Origin of the sequence: Amycolatopsis sp. VS8301801F10 (assembly GCF_046195355.1) — a bacterium.
Taxonomy (GTDB): Bacteria; Actinomycetota; Actinomycetes; order Mycobacteriales; family Pseudonocardiaceae; genus Amycolatopsis.
The window spans coordinates 1,113,000-1,132,083 of the sequence record NZ_CP176065.1 but is presented as its reverse complement, the minus strand read 5'-3'; the positions used below and the strand labels follow the sequence as shown (position 1 = coordinate 1,132,083).

Here is a 19,084-nt window from a genome sequence, read left to right as displayed (position 1 = left end):
CAAGCGGGGGGAAGCATGGCAGGGCCGTGCGTGTTGCACGCGTGGTGACGGGGACACGCGCGCAGCACACTTGGCAGGCGGCCGGCGTCACGTCGGTCGTCGCGATCACGTGGGTGACCAGGCTGGCCGGGCTGCTGGCGATCGTGTCCACGGTCGTCCCGGTGGGCCGCGACGTGCGCGGGCACGTGGCGAAATGGCTGGAGCTGCCGAGCGAAGCGACCACCGCGGCGGCCGCTGTGGCGCTGGTCACCGGTGTGTTGCTGATCATGCTCGCCGCCGGGCTCCGCCGCCGCAAACGCCGTGCTTGGCAGCTGGCGGTCGGTTTCGCGGCGCTGCTGGCGTTGTCGCACCTCGGGCTGCGGCACGTGTTCGGCGCGGGCGTGGTGTCGATGGTGCTGCTCGCCGGGCTCATCGGCACCCGGAGGTACTTCATCGCCCGGCCGGACCCGACCGTCGGCCGCTGGCGGGCCCTGCGGGTGCTGCTGCAGCTGGTGCTGGCCGGGTTCGTGCTCAACTTCGCGCTGCTGTCGGTCGCCCCCGCCCGGATGCTCGACCCGCTGAGCTTCGCCGACCGCCTGTCCCAGTCCGCGCTCGCGCTCACCGGGGTCAGCGGGCCCGCGGTGTTCCACGAGATGTGGTTCGAGGACCTGTCCGCGTCGATCGGGCTGCTCTTCAGCATCACCGGGGTGCTGGTGTCGGCGTACTTCCTGCTGCGCTCGGCCGAACCCGCGCCGGAGCTGTCCGACGACGAACTCGCGCGGCTGCACGAGTTGCTGAAGCAGCACGGGGAACGGGACTCGCTGGGCTACTTCGCGCTGCGCCGCGACAAGTTCGCGGTGTTCTCCAAGACCGGCAAGGCGGCCGTCACGTTCCGGGTGATCGCGGGGGTCGCGCTGACGTCCGCCGACCCGCTCGGCGACCACGAGGCCTGGCCGGGCGCGATCGAGGAGTACCTGGACATCTGCCAGCGCAACGCCTGGGTGCCCGCCGCGATGGGCGCGTCCGAACTGGGCGCGACGGTGTGGGCCAGGTTCGGCCTGGAGGTGCTGGAAATCGGCGACGAGGCGGTCGTCGACACCAAGACGTTCACGCTGGAAGGCCGCGTGATGCGCGGCGTGCGGCAGGCGGCGTCGCGGACGAAGCGGGCCGGCTACAAGGTCCTGGTGCGCCGGGCGGAGGACTTGCGTCCCGGGGAGCTGCCCGAGCTGGTGCACCTGGCCGCCACCTGGCGCGGCACCGAAACCGAACGCGGCTTCTCGATGGCGCTGGGCCGCATGGGCGACCCCGGTTCGGTGCTCGTCACCGCCGAACAGGGAGGCCGCGTCCGAGGCGTGCTGCAATTCGTGCCGTGGGGCGAGCGGGGACTGTCGCTGGACGTGATGCGGCGGGACCGCACCGCCGACAACGGCGTGAACGAGCTGATGATCTCGGAACTGCTGCTGTATTCGCGCGAACACGGCATCGACCACGTGTCGCTGAACTTCGCCGCCTTCCGTGCCCTGATGGAACAAGGCCAACGCATCGGCGCGGGCCCGGTCGCCCGGCTTTCGGCGAAGGTCCTGCACTTCTTCTCGCGCTGGATCCAGATCGAAAGCCTCTACCGGTTCAACGCCAAGTTCCAGCCCCGCTGGGTCCCGCGGTACCTCGTCTATCCGGGCGTCGGGTCGCTCCCGCGCGTCGGCATCGCGACCTTCGAAGCCGAGGGACTAGGCGGCCGTTCCCCCTGGTTGCGGCGGTTGCTGCAGCGTTGAGGGGGGTGCCTTCCGGAGGGGCTGGAGGGGTGTGTAACCTATCTGAGCAGTGGTCGTTAGGACCCAGGAGGCTTCGCCTAGTCTGGTCTATGGCGCCGCACTGCTAATGCGGTTGGGGGTAACCCCCCCTCCCGGGTTCAAATCCCGGAGCCTCCGCTGGTGCCTGTTTCGGCAGGTGCTAGGTTAACAACTGAACACGCGCCCGTAGCTCAGCTGGATAGAGCATCTGACTACGGATCAGAAGGTCAGGGGTTCGAATCCCTTCGGGCGCACTGTCTGGTCGAGACAGTAAGTCCAGGTCAGGGGCCTTGTTTCCAGTTATGGGAGCGAGGCCTCTGCCTGCGTCTAGAAGCAGAACGTCTCACAATTTATCACAGGCTGCTTGATCAGGCGGCTGCTTGCATGTCCTCGTAGACCTCGGTGCCTTGGCGAAGGTCTTCTGGGCGTGCCTCGACGTACCGCTTGTAGGTGAAGCTGGAGTCGTGGTGCCCGGCCCACTTCGACATGATGCTCACTGGGACTCCCGCGTGTTCCCCGGCAGTTCGCGAAAAGCGTTGTCCGACTTCGGATCCTTCTCGACCACCCTGTTGTTGGCGAGGACGCGTGCGACGGTGATGGAGATGGTCGTCAACTCGTAGTCGTCGCCGACCCCGTAGCAAGGCCCGCACCACCGGTGGCCGTGCTGGTCGCACGGCGTCGAGCAGTGGAACGGCATCACCTTCGGGCAGTTGTGGCGCGGCCTGCGCACCCAGCCCCACTGGCCCGACAGCGCCGTACCTGAGGTCGACGGTGCCGTGGAGGCTCGCAACCATCTCGCACACCACTTCCTGCGCGAGTACTTTCTGGTCGCGCCATCAGAAGCGCACCGTGAGGACGCCATCGATATGCTCGCCAGGATCGCTAACCGGCTCGACGAGTACAGCCGCACCCTCGGCGTGCCCCACGTCGAGGATCTGGACGATCAGATCCGCCAGGAGATAGAAACCCTGCGGCCGACGACCTGGTTCACGGACGCCACCGATCAGTACTGAATCGGTTGCTCCTGGCCGCCGTCGAATACGCGTCGTTCGAATACGAGACCCTGCCAGTAGCCCCGGATGCAACGCTGTCGAGGCGACCGGGGACAGGGGGTTGTGACGACAGTTTCGGATCAGGGGCGGGGGTGGGGGATGCCGGCCGAGCACGGTGCCGCCGTCCCGGACGTCCCCGGCGGCGACCAGGAGCTGTGGGCGCGAGCCGCGGCGGGCGACGTCGCGGCGTTCGGGGAGTTGTTCGACCGGCATGCCGGCGCGGTGTGGAACTACGCCTACCGGTTGACGGGTTCCTGGGCCACCGCCGAGGACCTGGCCTCGCTGACCTTCCTGACCGCGTGGCGGCGGCTCGGCGAGGTGACCCTGGTGAACGACAGCGCCCGGCCGTGGCTGTACACCGTGACCGCCAATCTGGCCCGTCGGGAGCAGCGTCGGCTCGGGCGGTTCGCGGCGGTGCTGACCCGGTTGCCGCGCACCAACGTCGTGCGCGATCACGCGGAGGACGTGGCCGGGCAGATCGACGCGGACCGGCGGCTGGAGGTCGTGCTGGGCGCGGTCGCGAAGCTGCCTCGGGCCGAACGGCGGGCTGTCGAGCTTTGTCTGCTGGGCGGTTTGTCGACCGCGGAGGCGTCCGCGGTGCTCGGGATCGCGGAACCGAGCGTGCGGGCGCGGATTTCCCGGGCCCGCGGCCGGTTGCGCGAGCTGCTGCGAGACACCGACGCACGTGTTGGAGAGGAGTTCTGATGTCCGACGAGCTCAACCTGCCTCCCGACCGGCCGATGCCTGATCTGCTGAAGGAAGCCATGTGGAACCGGCTCGTTCCGGAACTGCGCGGCCAGCGGCACCGGAAGCCGGGCCTGCCGCTGGCGGTCGCCGCGGGAGTCGGCGCGCTGGCCTTGGGCGCGACGCTGGTGTTCTCGCCGGTGCACGACACCAGTCCGGACGTGACCCGGTTTCCGGCCGGTGCCAAGCCGGACGCCGGGGACGCGCGACTGTTCAAGTCCTGTCTCGACAGCGCTCCTTCTTTCGGAGTCGAGTTGCCTGATCGGGAGAGTTGGCGCGCGACGTTCAAGGTCGATCAGGACGCGCGGCGCGGTTACCTCGTCCTCCGCAACGCCTCGCTCGCGGCGGTCTGCGTTCTCTATCGCAGCCAGGATTCCGGCGATTACGACCGCAATTACGGCCTGATGGTCACCGACGCCAGGAACTGGACCCACGGGCGAGAGAGCTACGCCTACCTCAGCGCCACCCGCCCGATCTGTGGTTTCACCAGCAGCGTCAATCCCGGCCAACCGAGCGTCGTGTTCGGGGTCGCCAGCCCCGACGTGGCGAAAGTCGAGCTGCACGGGCCGGGCGGTTCGATGACTCCCGCTTCGCTGAACGACGGCACTTTCGTCGTGAAATTCGTGGCGGGCACTTTTCCGCAGGACGATTACAGCCGAACATTCCGGGTGACCATGCGCGACGGGCAAGTTCACGACTTTCCGGGGAGATAGTACCGGACCGATCTGCTGCTGGGGGAAAGGCAATAATGACACTGGGTTTGACGACGCCTCGAGCAGGCCGGGAACACCTCGTTTCCGGCCGAAGACGGGTGGATTGGCTGTTGCTCGGAGCGGCGGCCGCGTCGGCATTGTTCTTTGTGCTGGCGCATGGACATCTGATCGACGATACTTACATCACGTTGAGCTACGCGCGCAATCTCGCGTTCCATGGAAATTGGGGATTGCTAGCCGACAGCACCTCGAATACGGCGACCTCGCCGTTGAACGTGCTTTCCCTGGCGGCGCTGACATTCGTGCTGCGGGACGCGGTACTCGCCGCGGGCGTGTTGTACGTGGTCTGCCAGGCGCTGCTGGTATTGGCGCTGCGGAGGGTGGGCGCGGCCGCCGGGCTTCCTCGCTGGTTCCCGGTTCTCGCGATCGCCGCGTTGACGGTGAACCCGCTGCTGGTGTCGTCGATCGGCATGGAAGTCGAACTCGGCGCGGCCGGACTTGCCTGGCTGCTGGTGTTTTCGGTGGAACGGCGGCCGTTCGCGTTCGGGTTGGCAGCCGGTGCGCTGACCTTGGTCCGGGTCGATCTGGCGCTCTTCGCGGCAGTGATTTTCCTTGTGCGCCGGCGGTTCTGGGTCGACGGCCTGCGCAGTGTGCAAGGCGCGGCGCTGGTCGCGGTGCCGTGGTTCGCGTTCAGCTGGGTCGTCTTGGGAGCCGCGGTTCCGGACACTCTCGTCATCAAAACTTTGCAGGGCGCGCGACAGGCTTGGGGGAAGTGGGAATTCGGCAACGGCGTCGGACTGTATTGGCAAAACATGCCAGGGCAAACGGTGCTCGCGTTCTTGTGCGTCGGTTTGGCGGCATTGGCCGGATTGCGCTGGCTGGTCCTGGTGTTGCGCGGCAACGCGGCCTGCCGCAGGCTGCTCCCGTTCGCGGCACTCGCGGTGGCCGGAGCAGTGCACAGCCTGGCGTACGTTCAGCTGAAAGTGCCGCCGTACCACTGGTATTACGGCCCCGGAATCGTCGCGGCGACGCTGTTCGTCTGCGCGGCAGCGGCCGGTTCCGCCCGCCGGGTCGAGCGCGCGGCTGGGACGGTTGTCGTGGTGGCTTTGGTCGGTGCCAGCGTGCTCGGCTACGCCGGGGACGGTTTGCCGCGCGCTTTCGCCCCGTTCACGTCGAACTACACCACGAGCGCGCAGTACGCCGAAATCGGCCGGGAAGCAGGCAGGCTGGCGGCCGGAAGAACGGTGGCCAGCGCCGACGAGATCGGCGTGCTGGCCTACACCTGCGACTGCGCGATCATCGACGTCTTCTCCGACCGCGGCCGCATGCCCGAGGCGATCGACGAACTGGAGGCACGGGCGGGACATCTGCCACGTGGCTTGCTCCGGGTGAACTTCGCGTTCTTCGACGACACCGTGCGGCCGCGCAAACTTGACCTCGCGTTGCGCCGGGTGTGGGGACCGCCGCCGCCGGATTACCTTGCCCACTGGACGATTTCCGCGCCGCTCTCCGGGCGGGCGGAGTTGTACCTGGTCGAGGCGCGGTAAACTCCGGCCGTGGCTTCCTTGCGCGGTGAACGGCTCGACGGGTCCGCGCTGGAAGCCGGCGCGGTGCGAGGCGAGGTTTTCGACCTCGAATGGCCGGAACCGCACCGGAAATGGATCGCGTCGGCCGAGGACACCTCGGCGGGCGGGTGTTATTGGCTGGGGCACCGGACGGACGCGGGCGATCGCGCAGTGCTCCTCGGGAGGACCGCGGGCGATCTCGACGGCCCGCTCGGAAAGTTGATGAACATCGTCGAGCCGGTCGGCACGATGCCGGACCGCGGCCGGGTCGGGGCGGCGGTGCGGCGGTACCTCGGGGAACAAGCCAAGCGGACGCGGGACTGGCCGCGAGTGCGGTGGACGGTGCGGGAGGCCGCGGTTGACGCGGCGGTCCTGCACTTCGCCGGGGCGTGGCTCGCGGTGAGCGAGCAAGCGCGGCTCGTCGCGGTCGGGAGCGGGTTTTCCCCGGCGGGATTGCGGTTCACCGAAATCAGCGGCGAAGAGTACGGAGTGGACTTCACCGCACCGCTGACGGTCGCGCAGTTGCGTCGGTTGCCGGTGTGGCAGATGCCGCAGCCTGAGACAGTGCACGAGGACCTGCTGAGGTTGCTGGGTTAATGATGCTGTTCAACTGCGTGGGCTGGGAACCGTAGCGAAGTTCGATGAGGCGCGTTGGTCAGCCGCCGCCTGTTTCCGTACTAAGTCGGCATGCCCAGGCCCTTTCCACGCCGTTCCCGCAAGCTGTTCCCGGGTGACTCCCAGGTCGCGGGACGGCAGGTACAAACCGTTGCGAAGCAGCTTCCGCGCATGGCCGAGTTCAATATCCTCCACCAGAATGTGGGCACCGATGTGCTCGGCCGAGTTTTCCAGCCAGCCGAAACTGCGGCGATCCGGCCGCGGCTGCGACCACCAGGTAGAACACCGGGTGGGCTCCTTCCACAAGGGACCGGGGCGGGCCGGGCGGCCAACCCATCTCCTGGTAGACGCGGGAACTCGCGGAAGCGCGGGGAAACATCACACGGTTGTGTGGTGTGTCTTCCGTTGCCAGTTGTGGACGGGCATGCTGGCAGTTAGCGGTCGCGCTCTTGACGCTTCGCCAAGATTTCGCTCGTACCGGCTGGCCACCCCGGAGATCGGCCGTCGCTGAGACACCTCCCGTTCACCTGCCCTGCTTAAGGTCGGCCGCATGTTGCGCGACGTGCGGGAGTACATCGATCGGCTCGAGATCGACGGGCATTCGGTCGGCGAGGACCACGATGACGATCCCGTGCTGATCGACGCGTTCGGCAAGGCGGTCGACACCTGGCGGGAGAACTATCCCTATGCCGAGCGGATGCCGCGCGAGGAGTACGACGAGACCAAGTATCTGCTGCAGGTCGAACTGCTCAAGCTGCAGAACTGGATCACCGAGACCGGCAGCCGGCACGTCATTCTGTTCGAGGGGCGGGACGCCGCGGGCAAGGGCGGGACCATCAAGCGGTTCATGGAACACCTCAACCCGCGGCACGCCCGGACGGTCGCGCTGGCCAAGCCCAGCGACCGGGAAGCGCATCAGTGGTATTTCCAGCGCTACGTCCAGCATCTGCCGACCGCCGGCGAAATGGTGTTGTTCGACCGGTCCTGGTACAACCGCGCCGGGGTCGAGCAGGTGATGGGGTTTTGCTCGCCGGAGCAGTACGAGCAGTTCATGCGCCAGGTGCCGCTGTTCGAGGAAATGCTGGTGGAGAGCGGGATCACGGTCACGAAGTTCTGGTTCTCGGTGACCCAGGCCGAACAGCGCACCCGGTTCATCATCCGGCAGGTCGACCCGGTGCGGCAGTGGAAACTGTCCCCGATGGACCTGCGGTCGCTCGGCAAATGGGACGACTACACCGCGGCCAAGGAGGCGATGTTCCTCCGCACGGACAACGATCTCGCGCCGTGGATCACGATCAAGAGCAACGACAAGAAACGCGCCCGGATCAACGCGATGCGCTATTTCCTGTCGCGCTTCGCTTACGAGGGCAAGGACGAAAAGATCGTCGGGCGACCGGATCCGCTGATCGTGAAGCGCGGGCGGGACGCGGTCGGCGACTGACCCTCCACAAAGGACGGTCAGCCCTCGAGGAACTCCAGCCGGTTGCCGACCGGGTCGAAGGTGTGGAACCGCCGCCTGCCCGGGATTTCCGCGGGATCGGCCCACGTCACCGACCGGCCGGAGGCTTCGATCGCGGCGGCGACGGCGTCTACGTCGACCACGAACGCCGGGTGCGCCTTGCGTGCCGGACGGAAATCCGCCTCGACGCCGACGTGCAGTTCGCCGTCCGGGCCGCCGACGCCGGGCACCTGGAACCAGCAGCCGCCGCGGGCCGCCAGCAGGGGCGGTTTCGGCAGTTCGGGCCAGCCGAGCACGCCGGTGTAGAAGGCGCGTTCGTCGTCCTCGGCACCCGCTGGGCAGGCGACCTGCACGTGATGAAGCATGCCTCGAAACCTACGCCAGCTCGGCCGGTTCCGGCTCCGGGAAGGCGTAAAACCGCACGGCCAGATCACGCGCCTCCTCGGCCGGACCGGGTTTGCGGGCGGCGTAGCGGTGCACCAGTTCCAGGTACTCCGCTTCGAACTCCTTCAAGTCCTGGTAGCGCAGCCGGATTCCGGCGCGGCTCCCCGCGGTCCAGCCGTCGAAGGTGTCGCGGCGCTCGGCGGCCCAGGCCATCAAGCGCACCTCGTGGTCGTACTTCGCGTCCAGGTAGGCGGCCAGCTTCGGCCGGTCCTCCTCGGGGAAGTCCTCCGGCCTCGCCTCGTTGGTGCTCTGCGGGAGGGAGTGCCAGCGGCCGTCGCGGGTGCGGCGCGTGTATCCCGCGTGGGTCAGCGTCAGCAGCGCGGCCGGGACGTCGATCGGGACCTGCGCGCGCAGTTCGGCCGAGGTGGCGGGCATCAGCCGCAGCAACCGCTGGTAGTTCGGGTTCGTGCGCACGGCGATGTCGCTCATGGTCAGCGGCCGCGGCCGCGCGTTCCCGGCGAGCAGGGCGCGGGCCCGCCACAGCAGGAACAGCGCGATCGGCACTTCCGCGACCAGCGCGGTGCCGAGGCTGGCCCACTGGTCGGGACCGCCCCAGTCGAGGACGACGTCGAACCAGGCGTCGCAGCACAGCAGCGCGGCGGTCGCGGCCAGCATCGGCACCGAGGCGCGGCTGCGGCGCATCCCGAGCAGCACCGACGCGGCGAAACACAGCAGCAGGACGATGTCGAACCCGACCCAGGCGACTCGCCACTGGCTCGTGTCGAAGTGCTCGGGCAGGGTCAGCCCGAGGTAGACGGTCCACGGCACCAGGAACACCGCGATCCCGGCGAGGAGGGCGAGAAGCACGCGTCGGAACAACACTCGGCCGACGCTAGCCGCGCCGGCGCCGGGGAACATCCGGGATGATCCCGGAGATCGACCCCGAGACCCGGCCTAGAGTGTCTACTGTGGACGGTTGGTGGCGAGGGCCTGCCAGTGGTCGGCTTCGGCGGTCGCGCCGCGGGCGCGCAGCATCCGGGTCAGGCTCAGCATGCCCTGCACGTCGCCGGTTTCCGCGGCGATCCGGAAGCAGCGTTCGGCCTGGGCAAGGTCGCTGCGGGCTTCGGCGAGATGGCCCAGGTTGGTGAGCGCGGGAATGCTGCCGTGCTCGGCGGCCTTGCGGTACCAGGCCGCGGCCTCGCCGTCGTCGCGGCGATTGCGGGCGAGGACGCCGAGGTTGGTCATCGCGGCCGCGTCGCCCGCCTCGGCTGCTTCGAGGTACCAGTTCTCCGCCTCTTCGAGGTCGCCCCGGCGATGCAGCAGCAGCCCCAGCCGCACCTTCGCCTCGACGTGCCCGCCCTTCGCACCGCGCCGGAACCACCGCTCGGCGTCGCCTTCCCGGTTCGCCCGTTCCGCTTCCCGGCCCAGCAGGCAGGTCGCGGAGAGTTCGCCCGCGTCCACCGCGGCTCGCCACCAGTGCGCCATCTCGTCCGGCGCGCCGAGTTCGCGCAGGACCACGCCGAGGTCCAGCATCGCCGTCGCGCTGCCCTCCTCCGCGGCGGCGCGGCACCAACCCTCGGCTTCGGCGTACCGGCCGTCTTCGACGAGGAGGTGGCCCAGCAGTCCGGCGGCTTCGGTCGCGTCGGCTTGGTACGCGGCGGCGTACCAATGCTCCGCGTCGCCGAGGCGACCTTGGTTTTCGCAGGTGCGGGCGTATCCGAGCATGCCGTGCGGTTCGCCGGCCTGTGCGGCTTCGTGGTACCAGCGGGCGGCCTCGTCGTCGGCGCCGCGTTCGGCCAGCAGGTGGGCCAGCGCGGTCATGGCGATCCGGTCCCCGCCGGAGGCGGCCCGGCGGTACCACTCCTCGGCTTCTGCCGACTCGCCGCGTTCGCGCAGGTCAGCGGCGACGCGCGTCATCGCGACGATGTTGCCGCCCTCCGCCGCCTTCCGGCGCAGGTAGTCATCGACGCGTGTGTTCCACTTCCGCAGCCGCCCGGGCATCTCGCACCCGCTCCTTTCCGGCTCCCCACTGAAGACAGTCGTTTCAAGCGGCGCGGACGTGACACCTTCGCGAGCGTTATCCACCCCCGCTGAACTGGGCTTTTTCGTTGGCAGCCCACAACTGGCCCAACGTGGTCCTTGCCACGGCCGCGGTGCTGCCGAGAGTGTCTGCGCGATTACCGGCCCGTTGACAGGCATACTCCGGCTCCCCGAACTCCCCGCCCGAGAGGATCACGCGCACCATGGCCCGGCCGTTCCCCACCAAGCGCACCGTGCTGCTCGCGGTCGTGCTGCTCATCGCTGTCGTCGGGTTTTGGTACGGCCAGCGCGAAGTCGGCGACTCCCAGTCCGAGGCGGCTCCGGCGTCCGCCGCGGACGCGACGAAGCAGCTGTCCGAGCTGAAGATCGGCGCGCGCGGCACCATGACCGGCTATTCCCGCGACAAGTTCAAGCACTGGGACAGCCAAGGCGACAACTGCGACACCCGCGAGGCCGTCCTCAAGCGCGCGGGCAAGGACGTCAAAACGGGCAGCGACTGCAAGCCGACGTCGGGCACTTGGCTGAGCGTGTACGACGGCCAGACCTGGACCAAGCCGACCCAGCTCGACATCGACCACATGGTCCCGCTCGGCCAGGCTTGGGTCAGCGGCGCGCGCGACTGGACGCAGGAGAAGCGCGAGCAGTTCGCGAACGACCTCACGCGCCCGCAGCTGTTCGCCGTGACGGCGAGCGTGAACCGGCAGAAGAGCGACAAGGCTCCGGACGAGTGGAAGCCGCCGCTGGTTTCGTTCTGGTGCACCTACGCGACCGACTGGGTCACGGTGAAGCACTACTACGGGCTGACGATCACCGATATGGAGAAGAACGCCCTGCAGGACATGCTGAAGCGCTGCCCAGCGTCGTGAGTGTTTATCCCGGTTCTAACCGGCATGAACACTCACGAGCCATGACAAGCTAGGCGGCATGGCGACCTTCGCACTCATCCACGGGGGCGGCGGCAGCGGCTGGGACTGGCACCTGGTCGCCGCGCGGCTCGAAGCATCCGGCCACGAAGTCGTGGCCCCGGACCTGCCCAGCGAGGACCCGCGGGCCACGCTGGCCGACTTCACCGACACCGTCGTCGCGGCGATCGGCGATGCGCAGGACGTCGTCGTGGTCGGTCATTCCTACGGCGGATTCACCGCGCCGCTCGTCGCGGAGCGGGTCGGCGCGCGGCTGCTCGTGTTCGTCGCCGGGATGGTGCCGGCGCCGGGCGAGGCTCCAGGGGAGTGGTGGGGCAACGTCGGCTTCTCCTCGAACGAGGGGCTGAGCACCGTCGAAGAGTTCATGGCGGACGTTCCGGCGGAGCTGGCCGAGGAGAACGAGCGGCGCGGCCGGGGCCAGAACAGCGCCGAGTACAGCGTGCCGTGGCCGGGCGAGCGGCTGCCGGACGTGCCCACGAAGGTGTTGATCTTCCGCGACGACCGGTTCTTCTCCGCGGACCTGATGCGCCGGGTCGCGCGCGAGCGGCTCGGACTGGAAGCCGACGAGATGGCCGGTTCGCATCTTGCGTTGCTGAGCCGACCGGACGAACTGGCGGACCGCCTAATGGCCTATTACGCGACAGTGGCTGGCTAACCAGGCGCTGTCCCAGTTGCGACATGTCACAACCGCGACAGCGCGAGCTAGTGACGTGAACCCCGGCTCGCCCCGAATCTTGTGCGATGACGTGGAGATCACGAGCCATCACTCTCGGCTGCACGGGCGCACTGGTCGCGGCACTCGGCCACGCGGTGCCCGCGGCGGCCGAGCCCGCGAGCGGTTCCCCGGCGCCTGGTCCCGGTGAGCGGCACACGGTCACCTTGCTCACCGGTGACGTCGTGCGAGTCGAAAGCGTCCAGGGCGGCAGGCAGATCGCGACGGTCCAGCCGGGCAAGGGGCGGGAGAACATCCGCTTCAGCCAGTCCGAAGTGGACGGAAAACTGCTGGTCGTCCCTGCCGACGCGATGCCGCTCGTGACGAGCCGCCGCCTCGACAAAGCCCTGTTCAACGTCACCGACCTGATCGCGCAGGGGTATGCCGACGAGTCGAGCCCGACGGTGCCGATGATCGCGCACTACGCCAAGGGCGTCTCGATCGCGTCCGCGCCGGCGCTCGCCGCCACCACGCAGGGCGCTGAACTGCCCAGCGTGAACGGCCGCGCGGTGCGCGAGGACAAGAAGCGCGCCGGCGAGTTCTGGCAGTCCTTCACCGGTCCGCACGCGGCTTCCGGCGCGGTGGAACGGATTACGCTGGACCGCAAGGTGCACGCGTCGCTCGACCGCAGTGTCCCGCAGATCGGGGCACCGGAGGCATGGGCGGCCGGGTTCGACGGATCCGGCGTCGCGGTGGCCGTGCTCGACACCGGCTACGACCCCAACCACCCGGACCTCGCGGGCAAGGTCGCCAAGTCGGCCAACTTCTCGACCAGCCCGGATGTCGTCGACCGGTTCGGCCACGGCACGCACGTCGCGGCGACCATCGCGGGCACCGGCGCGGCGGCGGGCGGCACGCGCAAGGGCGCTGCTCCCGGCGCGAAGCTGTACGTCGGCAAGGTGCTCGGCGACGACGGCACGGCCTCGTCTTCCGAAGTCCTGCAAGGGATGGAGTGGGCCGCGGCGTCTGGAGCCAAGGTGATCAACATGAGCCTCGGCGGCGGCGCGACCGACGGCACCGATGATCTCAGCGTCGGCCTCAACGAACTCACCGCCCGCACTGGCGCGCTGTTCGTGGTCGCTGCGGGCAACGACGGCCAGAACGGCGCGTCGACCGTCGGCACGCCCGGAACCGCGGACGCCGCGCTGACCGTCGGCGCGGTGGACCGCAAGGACGAGCTGGCCCCGTTCTCCAGCATGGGTCCGCGGCAGGGCGACCAGGCCGTGAAGCCGGACATCACCGCGCCTGGCGTGGGAATTGTCGCGGCACGCGCGGCGGGCACCTCGCTCGGCGAAGTGGTGGACCAGTACTACACCGCCGCGTCCGGCACGTCGATGGCGACGCCGCATGTCGCTGGTGCGGCAGCGATTCTGGCGCAGCGGTATCCACAATGGACCGCGCAGCAGCTCAAGGACGGGTTGGCCAGTACGTCGAAGCCTTCGGCGGAGCTTAACGCCTTCCAGCAGGGCGGCGGCCGAGTGGACGTCGCCGCCGCGGCAGTGCGTCCCGGTGTCTTCGCGACCGGCACGCTCAACCTCGGCCCGGTCACCAACGACAGCGGTCCGGTGCGCAAGGAAATCACTTACACCAACACGACTTCCGCGCCGGTCACCCTCACTCCGAAGCTCGACTTGCGGCGCGGTGACGGGGCCACGCCGGGTGAAGCGGTGAAGCTCGATAAGTCCACTGTGGAGGTTCCGGCCAACGGGACCGCGACGGTGGCGATCAGCGTCGACTCGGCCGCTTTGGTACCCGGCAACTACACCGGCAGCGTGCTCGTCGGCGCGGTGCACACGACGGTCGGCTTGGTGAAGGAACCGCCGAAGCACAAGGTGACCGTCACCGGCGTCGGGCGCGACGGCAAGGCGCATCCGATGGATATCCAGATCTTCGGCGACGACATGCGCTACGACATCGTCGGCGACGTCGTGAGCGACCATCCGTTCGTCACCGAACTGCCGGAGGGCACCTACTACGCCCGCGCGATGTTCCACACCGGATGGGCTCCGGACGAGGAACTCGCAATCGTGCTCAAGCCCGAGTTCTCCCTCACCGGCGACCTGAACCTGGTGATGGACGCGCGGAACGCGGTGCCGGTCGAGATCAAAACGCCGCGGCCGGCCACGCTGGAAAACATCATCAGCAGCTACGCGCACCGCGAATTCGGCTCGCGCAAGATCACAAACTACGTGATGGAATTCCCCGGCGTCCGGCACATCTACGTGACGCCGACGCAGAAGGTCAAGAACGGGACGTTCGAATTCGGCACCCGGTGGCAGCTCACCGCGCCGATGCTGACCGCGACCACGTTGCCGTGGGTCGGAATCAAGACCGAACTGTTCTACTACGCGGCGTCCCCGGCGATTTCCGGGTTCAAGTGGCTCAGCGTCGTCCCGGTCGCCGCCGACAAGCCGGAGCAATACGCCAGGGCACGCGGGAAAATCGCGTTGGTGACGCCCGCGAAGGACGGCACCGATCCGGATGCCGCGGCGAAACAGGCCGCTGCCGCGGGCGCCGCGATGGTGATGGTCGTCAGCCTGCCCGAAGAACACACGTACGGGCACTGGCAGCCACGCGGCGATCGGCTGCCGATTCCCGCCGTGCTGATCACGAACGACCAAGGCATGAAGCTGGCCGACCGCGCCAAATTCGGCTTCACGAGCCTGTTCCTGCAGGGCACGCCGGTGAGCCCGTACCTGTACGACATCATGCAGGTGACGCACGACCAGATTCCGCAGAAGATCGTCCACCAGGTCAGCGAACGCAACAGCGCGACGGTCACCGCGAATTACCACGCGACCGGCAAGGACGAGTGGCTTTCCGAACAGCGGTTCGGCTGGCGGCCGTGGGAAAAGACCGCGATCAACCAGTATCAGCGGTACGCGCACACCGGAACGGCCCGCGAGGAAATCGTTTCGACCGACGAGACGATCTGGCAGCACCGGGTGAACAACAAGCTCAGCTGGGACACTTTCCAGCCGCTGGCGGTCGGCATGCTCGAACGGCCGCGCACGTTCAGCCCCGGGCAGCGGGCGACGGAAAACTGGTACGCGCCAGTGGTCCGCCCGGCGATCCCGCGCGGAGCCGGACTGGAAACCTCGCGCACCGGCGACACGTTCGCCTTCCGCATCCCCGAATTCGCCGATCCGGAAACCTCGCACTACGCGTTCTCCGAGTCGGCCTGGGAAGAGGTGCCGGACCAGGTGAGCGCGAAGCTGTACCAGGACGGAAAACTCGTCAAGGAAGGCCCGGCGGCGTGGGGCAAGTTCCCCGCGTCGGCGGACCCGGCGAAGTACCGGCTCGACCTGTCGCTGACCAAGTCCACTCCGGACTGGGCGTACGGCACGCACACCGAAACGTCGTGGACCTTCGGGTCGAAGCGGCCCGCCGAAGGCAAAACGGAGCTGCTTCCGTTGCTGCAGGTGGATTACGGCGTGCAGACCGACCTCGCGCAGAAGGCCCGCGCCGGGCGTTCGCTGCCGGTCGAGTTCACCGTCCGCAACCAGGACGGCCTTGCCGCGCCGAAGAATCCGCGGCTGACCGTCGAAGTGTCCTATGACGACGGTCGCACGTGGACGAACGTCAAGCGGGTGGACGGCATCGGCGACGGCCGGTTCCGTGCCGTGGTCGACCATCCGCGGCTGGACCGCACCAACGGATTCGTCGCGCTGCGCGTGCACGGCTCCGACGCGGACGGGAACGCAGTGCGGCAGACCGTGCTCCGCGCCTACGGGCTCTCCTGAGGAAGAGGCAGCCGGATAACCCCTCGCGGTTATCCGGCTGCCGCGGGCTCGTCGAGCCAGCCCTGCCTGCTGACCTCCCACGCCAGCTGCATCCGGGTCTGCACGTTCATCCGGGACATCAGGTCGTGGATCCGCCGCTGCACGGTCCGCTGGCTCACCGCGAGCCGCGTCGCGATCGCCTTGTCAGTCACTCCCGCGACCAGCAACGACAACAGGTGCCGCTCGTCCCGGTCCGGCCCGGCGGTGCCGGGAGTGTCCTGCGGAGTCCCGTCCGCGCGCAGCGGCCAAGCGCGTTCCCAATAGCTTTCGAACAACGCGATCAGCGCGGCCAGCAGGCTGCTCTCGCGGATCAACGCGGCGGTCGGTTCGCCGGAGCCGTCGAGATTCTGCACCAGCGGGCACAACGCGATGGTCCCGTCGGCGATCGCCAGCCGCACCGGAACCACGGTCGACGACCGCGCCTGTTCGCCGTGCCGGATCCCGTGCGCGACGTTCTCGATCATCCCGGGCTCTTCCAGCATCGCCCGCTCGTAGACGACCCGGTACCGCACGCCGCGGGCGAGCGCGTCGTACTCGTCGGCGTTCTCGCCGGACGCCATCGCGATGTGCCCGGCCCGGCAGAACCACAGCAACTCGTGCCGCGCGCCGACCTGGATGTTCGTCAGCTGCTGCCGGATCGCCGCGCTGCCGGTGATCACCTCGACCAGCTGCGTCGCGTCCCGCCGCCGCGCACCCCCTCGATACTCCTCGGCCATCCGGCTCACCGCCGCGCGCGCCCACTCCAGCGATTCCTGCCCGCGCATCAGCAACGGCCCGAACGCGACATCCGGCGGCGACGGCGCGTACCGCGGCTCGTCCCCGGCGACCAGGCTGACCAGCCCCTTGGCGTGCAGCGAACGCAGGATCGCCGACACCTGCGCCGCGCTCAGCCCCAGCTGCTCGGCCACCTGACGCGGTCCGGCGTCGAACATCCCGACGAGGAGCCGGTAGACCCGCTCCTCGTCCCCAGTCACCCCGATTGCGTCCAGCATTCGGCGAGCGTAAGGCACCGGCAACGGGAGCGAACGAGACAAAACCGGACAGCGCGCGGCGGGGACCAGTCCCGGGGAACCGGACTAGAACCGGGCCTCACATCCCGATCAGGAGGCCCGACGATGCCCGGCTATTCCCACGACGAGACGTCTCCCGGCCCGGATGACCAGGCCTTCCCGAGAAGATCAAGCACCCGGCGTCCGGCGTTGTGGACCGGGCTGGCGGCCGCGGCGGCGTTCGTCACCGGGATCGTGTTCTTCCTGCTTCCGGTGACAGCCATCTACTACCTCGACGACGCCGGAAACCCCACCCACGTCCGGACGATCTACGGAACGCGCAACGACCAGATGCTGGGACTACCCGCGAATATCCTCGGTCCGGGCGATCCGCCGGAGGGCACCTGGAGCGTCCGGATCGGCTGCGGCACCGCACTCGACACCCCGGCCAGCCGACTGGGTGCCGAGCAGCACGGAGCGGAAGGCTGTGCGGAGGCGGAACGGCCGCGCATGATCGTGGGCTGGCTCGGAGTCGGTGCGGGATTGCTCGGCGCGGTCGGCGTCCTGGTGCTTCGCCGCCGTCAGCTGAGGCCGAACGCCGCCCAAACGCACTTCCCGCCCTCGGCCGGGTCGTAACCCCAGCGGCGGGACAGCGCGCGCACCAGCTGAAGCCCCCGGCTGCGCGCCGCGGACGGGGCCACCGGTTCCTTCAGCTGCGGAATGGAGGCAGACGTGTCGAAGACCCGCACCATCAGCTCGCCGTGCTCGAGCCGGAGTTCGAGCCGGTCCGGGCGGTCGCCGTGCTCGAAGGCGTTGGTGACCAGTTCCGAGGTCGCCAGCAGCACGTCGTCGCGCACCTGGGCGGGAACGTCGAGCTGGGCGAGCGCGGCGCGGACCTGGGCCCGCGCGACGGCCGGCGCGGTGACGTCGTCCGGAAGCTCCAGGCGCACGGTGGCGGCGGCCGCCCCGGTGCTCCTGGTCGGCATCCTCGACGTCGTCATGGCTTCTGCACCTCCCGGCCGCTGTGCTCGCATATGGTGTTTACCCAACCGGGCCGAAAGCGAATCAGGTGCCCTCGGTGAGGTCGGTCTCGGCCAGTCCGGTACGGAGCTTTTTCAGCGTCGCCGCGAGCAGCCGCGACACCTGCATCTGCGAAACACCGACCCGGCGCGCGATGTCCGACTGGCTCATCCCGGACCCGAACCGCAACGCCACGATCTTGCGCTCCCGCTCGGGCAGACTGTCCAGCATCGGCCGCAGCGCCTCGCGCAGTTCGGCCTGGCCGAGGTTCGCGTCCGGCGCGCCGAAGCGCGTGTGCGCGGAGTTCTCCAGCAGATTGTCCAGCGAGGCCCCGTAACGGCCCTGTCCCGCCCGCAAGCCCTCGTAGACGTCCTCGATCGGCACGCCGAGATGACGGGCGATCTCACTCGGCTTCGGCGCGCGCGAAAGCCGGACGGTCAGTTCCTCGCGCGCGGCCGAGATCGTCGCGTTGAGTTCCTTGAGCCGCCTCGGCACCCGGACCGACCAGCTGTTGTCGCGGAAGTGGTGGCGCAGCTCGCCGGAGATCGTCGGCACCGCGAAGGCCAGGAAGTCAGTTCCCTGCGTCGGGTCGTACCGGTCCACCGCGTGGATCAGGCCGACCGTCGCGATCTGCACCAGGTCGTCCATCGCCTCGTCGCGGTTGCGGAACTTCCGGGCGAGGTTGCGCGCCAGCTCGAGGTGCTCGCGCACCAAGGTGTCCCGGATCTCCTCGCGGCGAGGCGAATGCTCGGGCAGCTGCGTCAGCTCGTGGAACAGTGCTGCCACGTCGGTGGGCTTGTCGCCGCCGGCGGGGTTCGTCACGAGCTGGCCGCCTCACTCTCCCGGACCAGCTGCACCCGGGAGAGGTACCGGCCGTCGGCCGGGGTCACAGTGCGCCGCGCCGACGTCGCGAGCGCGGTCAGCAGCTGCCAGGACAGACCAGTCTCGTCGCCGTGGTCGGCGCGGTCGGAGACCACCGACACGGTGACCTCGATCCGGCCGTCCAGCCAGGAGAACACGCAGGTCAGCTTGCCGTCGGCGGCCGAGGGCAGCAGCATCGAACAAGCCTCGTCCACGGCCATCCGCAGGTCCTCGACCGCGTCCAGGTCGAAGTCCTGGCGCATCGCGATGTCGGCCACGATGGTGCGCAGGGTGGGCACCACGTGCGGGATAGCCGCCGTCCGCACCTCGATGAGCTGTGCGTCCTCGCGCTCGAGCGGGGCGTTCTCCTCCACGTGCTGTTCCTCTCTCCGGCGTGCTTCGCCAGTCTTTCGTGCCCGGTCTGCCACATGCCCGGGGGGTGAGCAAACCAAACCC

General features: G+C 68.8%; 20 protein-coding genes and 2 tRNA genes. 13 read left to right on the top strand and 9 right to left on the bottom strand.

The features are described from left to right. Positions 1-41: 41 nt before the first annotated feature. The 3 genes from F9C11_RS05470 (at position 42) to F9C11_RS05460 (ending at position 2,023) form a co-directional block, all read left to right on the top strand. The gene (locus tag F9C11_RS05470) at positions 42-1,751 is read left to right on the top strand and encodes a phosphatidylglycerol lysyltransferase domain-containing protein (RefSeq protein WP_409186820.1); all 1,710 of its coding nucleotides are present in this window, start codon (positions 42-44) and stop codon (positions 1,749-1,751) included. Between the two features lie 66 nt (positions 1,752-1,817). Further along, positions 1,818-1,907, top strand: a tRNA-Ser gene (locus F9C11_RS05465). A gap of 42 nt (positions 1,908-1,949) precedes the next feature. After that, a tRNA-Arg gene (locus F9C11_RS05460) sits at positions 1,950-2,023 on the top strand. 114 nt (positions 2,024-2,137) lie between these two features. On the opposite strand, the gene F9C11_RS05455 is transcribed toward F9C11_RS05460, so the two are convergent. Together F9C11_RS05455 and F9C11_RS05450 are read right to left on the bottom strand one after the other, a co-directional pair. Beyond that, on the bottom strand, positions 2,138-2,266 hold the full coding sequence (locus F9C11_RS05455) for a hypothetical protein (protein WP_409183810.1): 129 nt from the start codon (positions 2,264-2,266) through the stop codon (positions 2,138-2,140). Beyond that, a complete protein-coding gene (locus F9C11_RS05450) occupies positions 2,263-2,466 on the bottom strand; it encodes a hypothetical protein (protein WP_409183809.1) in 204 nt (67 codons plus the stop codon). The genes F9C11_RS05455 and F9C11_RS05450 overlap by 4 nt, the downstream gene beginning before the upstream one ends. A gap of 13 nt (positions 2,467-2,479) precedes the next feature. Here F9C11_RS05450 and F9C11_RS05445 point away from each other — a divergent pair, with 13 nt between their 5' ends. The 6 genes from F9C11_RS05445 to ppk2 all read left to right on the top strand — a co-directional run bounded on the left by F9C11_RS05445 (position 2,480) and on the right by ppk2 (position 7,899). Further along, complete coding sequence (locus F9C11_RS05445) at positions 2,480-2,782, top strand: hypothetical protein (protein ID WP_409183808.1); 303 nt, start codon at positions 2,480-2,482, stop codon at positions 2,780-2,782. Positions 2,783-2,920: 138 nt separating this feature from the next. After that, a complete protein-coding gene (locus tag F9C11_RS05440) occupies positions 2,921-3,526 on the top strand; it encodes an RNA polymerase sigma factor (RefSeq protein WP_409183807.1) in 606 nt (201 codons plus the stop codon). Further along, positions 3,526-4,278: a hypothetical protein gene (locus F9C11_RS05435; protein ID WP_409183806.1), complete on the top strand. Its 753-nt coding sequence runs from the start codon at positions 3,526-3,528 to the stop codon at positions 4,276-4,278. The genes F9C11_RS05440 and F9C11_RS05435 overlap by 1 nt, the downstream gene beginning before the upstream one ends. A gap of 35 nt (positions 4,279-4,313) precedes the next feature. Continuing rightward, on the top strand, positions 4,314-5,825 hold the full coding sequence (locus tag F9C11_RS05430; RefSeq protein WP_409183805.1) for a hypothetical protein: 1,512 nt from the start codon (positions 4,314-4,316) through the stop codon (positions 5,823-5,825). Positions 5,826-5,834: 9 nt separating this feature from the next. Then, on the top strand, positions 5,835-6,440 hold the full coding sequence (locus tag F9C11_RS05425) for a hypothetical protein (protein ID WP_409183804.1): 606 nt from the start codon (positions 5,835-5,837) through the stop codon (positions 6,438-6,440). A 568-nt stretch (positions 6,441-7,008) separates the two neighbouring features. Next, positions 7,009-7,899 (top strand): polyphosphate kinase 2, encoded by an 891-nt coding sequence (gene ppk2, locus F9C11_RS05420; RefSeq protein WP_409183803.1) that lies wholly within the window; start codon positions 7,009-7,011, stop codon positions 7,897-7,899. Positions 7,900-7,916: 17 nt separating this feature from the next. Here the strand turns inward: ppk2 and F9C11_RS05415 are convergent, their stop codons facing one another. The 3 genes from F9C11_RS05415 to F9C11_RS05405 all read right to left on the bottom strand — a co-directional run bounded on the left by F9C11_RS05415 (position 7,917) and on the right by F9C11_RS05405 (position 10,302). After that, complete coding sequence (locus F9C11_RS05415) at positions 7,917-8,282, bottom strand: glyoxalase (protein WP_409183802.1); 366 nt, start codon at positions 8,280-8,282, stop codon at positions 7,917-7,919. Positions 8,283-8,292: 10 nt separating this feature from the next. Continuing rightward, the gene (locus tag F9C11_RS05410) at positions 8,293-9,183 is read right to left on the bottom strand and encodes a hypothetical protein (protein WP_409183801.1); all 891 of its coding nucleotides are present in this window, start codon (positions 9,181-9,183) and stop codon (positions 8,293-8,295) included. 81 nt (positions 9,184-9,264) lie between these two features. After that, a complete protein-coding gene (locus F9C11_RS05405) occupies positions 9,265-10,302 on the bottom strand; it encodes a tetratricopeptide repeat protein (RefSeq protein ID WP_409183800.1) in 1,038 nt (345 codons plus the stop codon). Positions 10,303-10,544: 242 nt separating this feature from the next. Between F9C11_RS05405 and F9C11_RS05400 the strand changes: the two genes are divergently transcribed. The 3 genes from F9C11_RS05400 (at position 10,545) to F9C11_RS05390 (ending at position 15,719) form a co-directional block, all read left to right on the top strand. Next, complete coding sequence (locus tag F9C11_RS05400) at positions 10,545-11,207, top strand: HNH endonuclease family protein (RefSeq protein ID WP_409183799.1); 663 nt, start codon at positions 10,545-10,547, stop codon at positions 11,205-11,207. A gap of 58 nt (positions 11,208-11,265) precedes the next feature. Then, positions 11,266-11,919, top strand: a complete 654-nt coding sequence (locus F9C11_RS05395; protein ID WP_409183798.1) for an alpha/beta fold hydrolase — start codon at positions 11,266-11,268, stop codon at positions 11,917-11,919. Positions 11,920-12,005: 86 nt separating this feature from the next. Further along, positions 12,006-15,719, top strand: a complete 3,714-nt coding sequence (locus tag F9C11_RS05390; protein WP_409183797.1) for a S8 family peptidase — start codon at positions 12,006-12,008, stop codon at positions 15,717-15,719. Between the two features lie 29 nt (positions 15,720-15,748). Here the strand turns inward: F9C11_RS05390 and F9C11_RS05385 are convergent, their stop codons facing one another. Continuing rightward, positions 15,749-16,750: a helix-turn-helix domain-containing protein gene (locus tag F9C11_RS05385; RefSeq protein ID WP_409183796.1), complete on the bottom strand. Its 1,002-nt coding sequence runs from the start codon at positions 16,748-16,750 to the stop codon at positions 15,749-15,751. Positions 16,751-16,873: 123 nt separating this feature from the next. Between F9C11_RS05385 and F9C11_RS05380 the strand changes: the two genes are divergently transcribed. Continuing rightward, positions 16,874-17,383 (top strand): hypothetical protein, encoded by a 510-nt coding sequence (locus F9C11_RS05380; protein WP_409183795.1) that lies wholly within the window; start codon positions 16,874-16,876, stop codon positions 17,381-17,383. On the opposite strand, the gene F9C11_RS05375 is transcribed toward F9C11_RS05380, so the two are convergent. The 3 genes from F9C11_RS05375 to F9C11_RS05365 all read right to left on the bottom strand — a co-directional run bounded on the left by F9C11_RS05375 (position 17,329) and on the right by F9C11_RS05365 (position 19,002). Further along, positions 17,329-17,748 (bottom strand): ATP-binding protein, encoded by a 420-nt coding sequence (locus tag F9C11_RS05375; RefSeq protein ID WP_409183794.1) that lies wholly within the window; start codon positions 17,746-17,748, stop codon positions 17,329-17,331. The two genes, F9C11_RS05380 and F9C11_RS05375, sit on opposite strands and share 55 nt — an antisense overlap. A 64-nt stretch (positions 17,749-17,812) precedes the next feature. Beyond that, positions 17,813-18,589 carry a SigB/SigF/SigG family RNA polymerase sigma factor gene (locus tag F9C11_RS05370; RefSeq protein WP_409183793.1) on the bottom strand — a complete coding sequence of 259 codons (777 nt, stop codon included), beginning with the start codon at positions 18,587-18,589 and terminating at the stop codon, positions 17,813-17,815. Continuing rightward, positions 18,586-19,002, bottom strand: coding sequence for an anti-sigma factor (locus F9C11_RS05365; protein ID WP_409183792.1), 417 nt, complete (start codon positions 19,000-19,002; stop codon positions 18,586-18,588). The genes F9C11_RS05370 and F9C11_RS05365 overlap by 4 nt, the downstream gene beginning before the upstream one ends. Between the last annotated feature and the right edge of the window lie 82 nt (positions 19,003-19,084).

Coding starts and splice junctions, on each gene's coding strand:
- F9C11_RS05400 (WP_409183799.1), top strand. CDS start 10,545: ATGGCCCGGCCGTTCCCCACCAAGCGCACCGTGCTGCTCGCGGTCGTG.
- F9C11_RS05440 (WP_409183807.1), top strand. CDS start 2,921: ATGCCGGCCGAGCACGGTGCCGCCGTCCCGGACGTCCCCGGCGGCGAC.
- F9C11_RS05385 (WP_409183796.1), bottom strand. CDS start 16,750: ATGCTGGACGCAATCGGGGTGACTGGGGACGAGGAGCGGGTCTACCGG.
- F9C11_RS05390 (WP_409183797.1), top strand. CDS start 12,006: ATGACGTGGAGATCACGAGCCATCACTCTCGGCTGCACGGGCGCACTG.
- ppk2 (WP_409183803.1), top strand. CDS start 7,009: ATGTTGCGCGACGTGCGGGAGTACATCGATCGGCTCGAGATCGACGGG.
- F9C11_RS05435 (WP_409183806.1), top strand. CDS start 3,526: ATGTCCGACGAGCTCAACCTGCCTCCCGACCGGCCGATGCCTGATCTG.
- F9C11_RS05375 (WP_409183794.1), bottom strand. CDS start 17,748: ATGACGACGTCGAGGATGCCGACCAGGAGCACCGGGGCGGCCGCCGCC.
- F9C11_RS05450 (WP_409183809.1), bottom strand. CDS start 2,466: ATGCCGTTCCACTGCTCGACGCCGTGCGACCAGCACGGCCACCGGTGG.
- F9C11_RS05380 (WP_409183795.1), top strand. CDS start 16,874: ATGCCCGGCTATTCCCACGACGAGACGTCTCCCGGCCCGGATGACCAG.
- F9C11_RS05405 (WP_409183800.1), bottom strand. CDS start 10,302: ATGCCCGGGCGGCTGCGGAAGTGGAACACACGCGTCGATGACTACCTG.
- F9C11_RS05430 (WP_409183805.1), top strand. CDS start 4,314: ATGACACTGGGTTTGACGACGCCTCGAGCAGGCCGGGAACACCTCGTT.
- F9C11_RS05395 (WP_409183798.1), top strand. CDS start 11,266: ATGGCGACCTTCGCACTCATCCACGGGGGCGGCGGCAGCGGCTGGGAC.
- F9C11_RS05415 (WP_409183802.1), bottom strand. CDS start 8,282: ATGCTTCATCACGTGCAGGTCGCCTGCCCAGCGGGTGCCGAGGACGAC.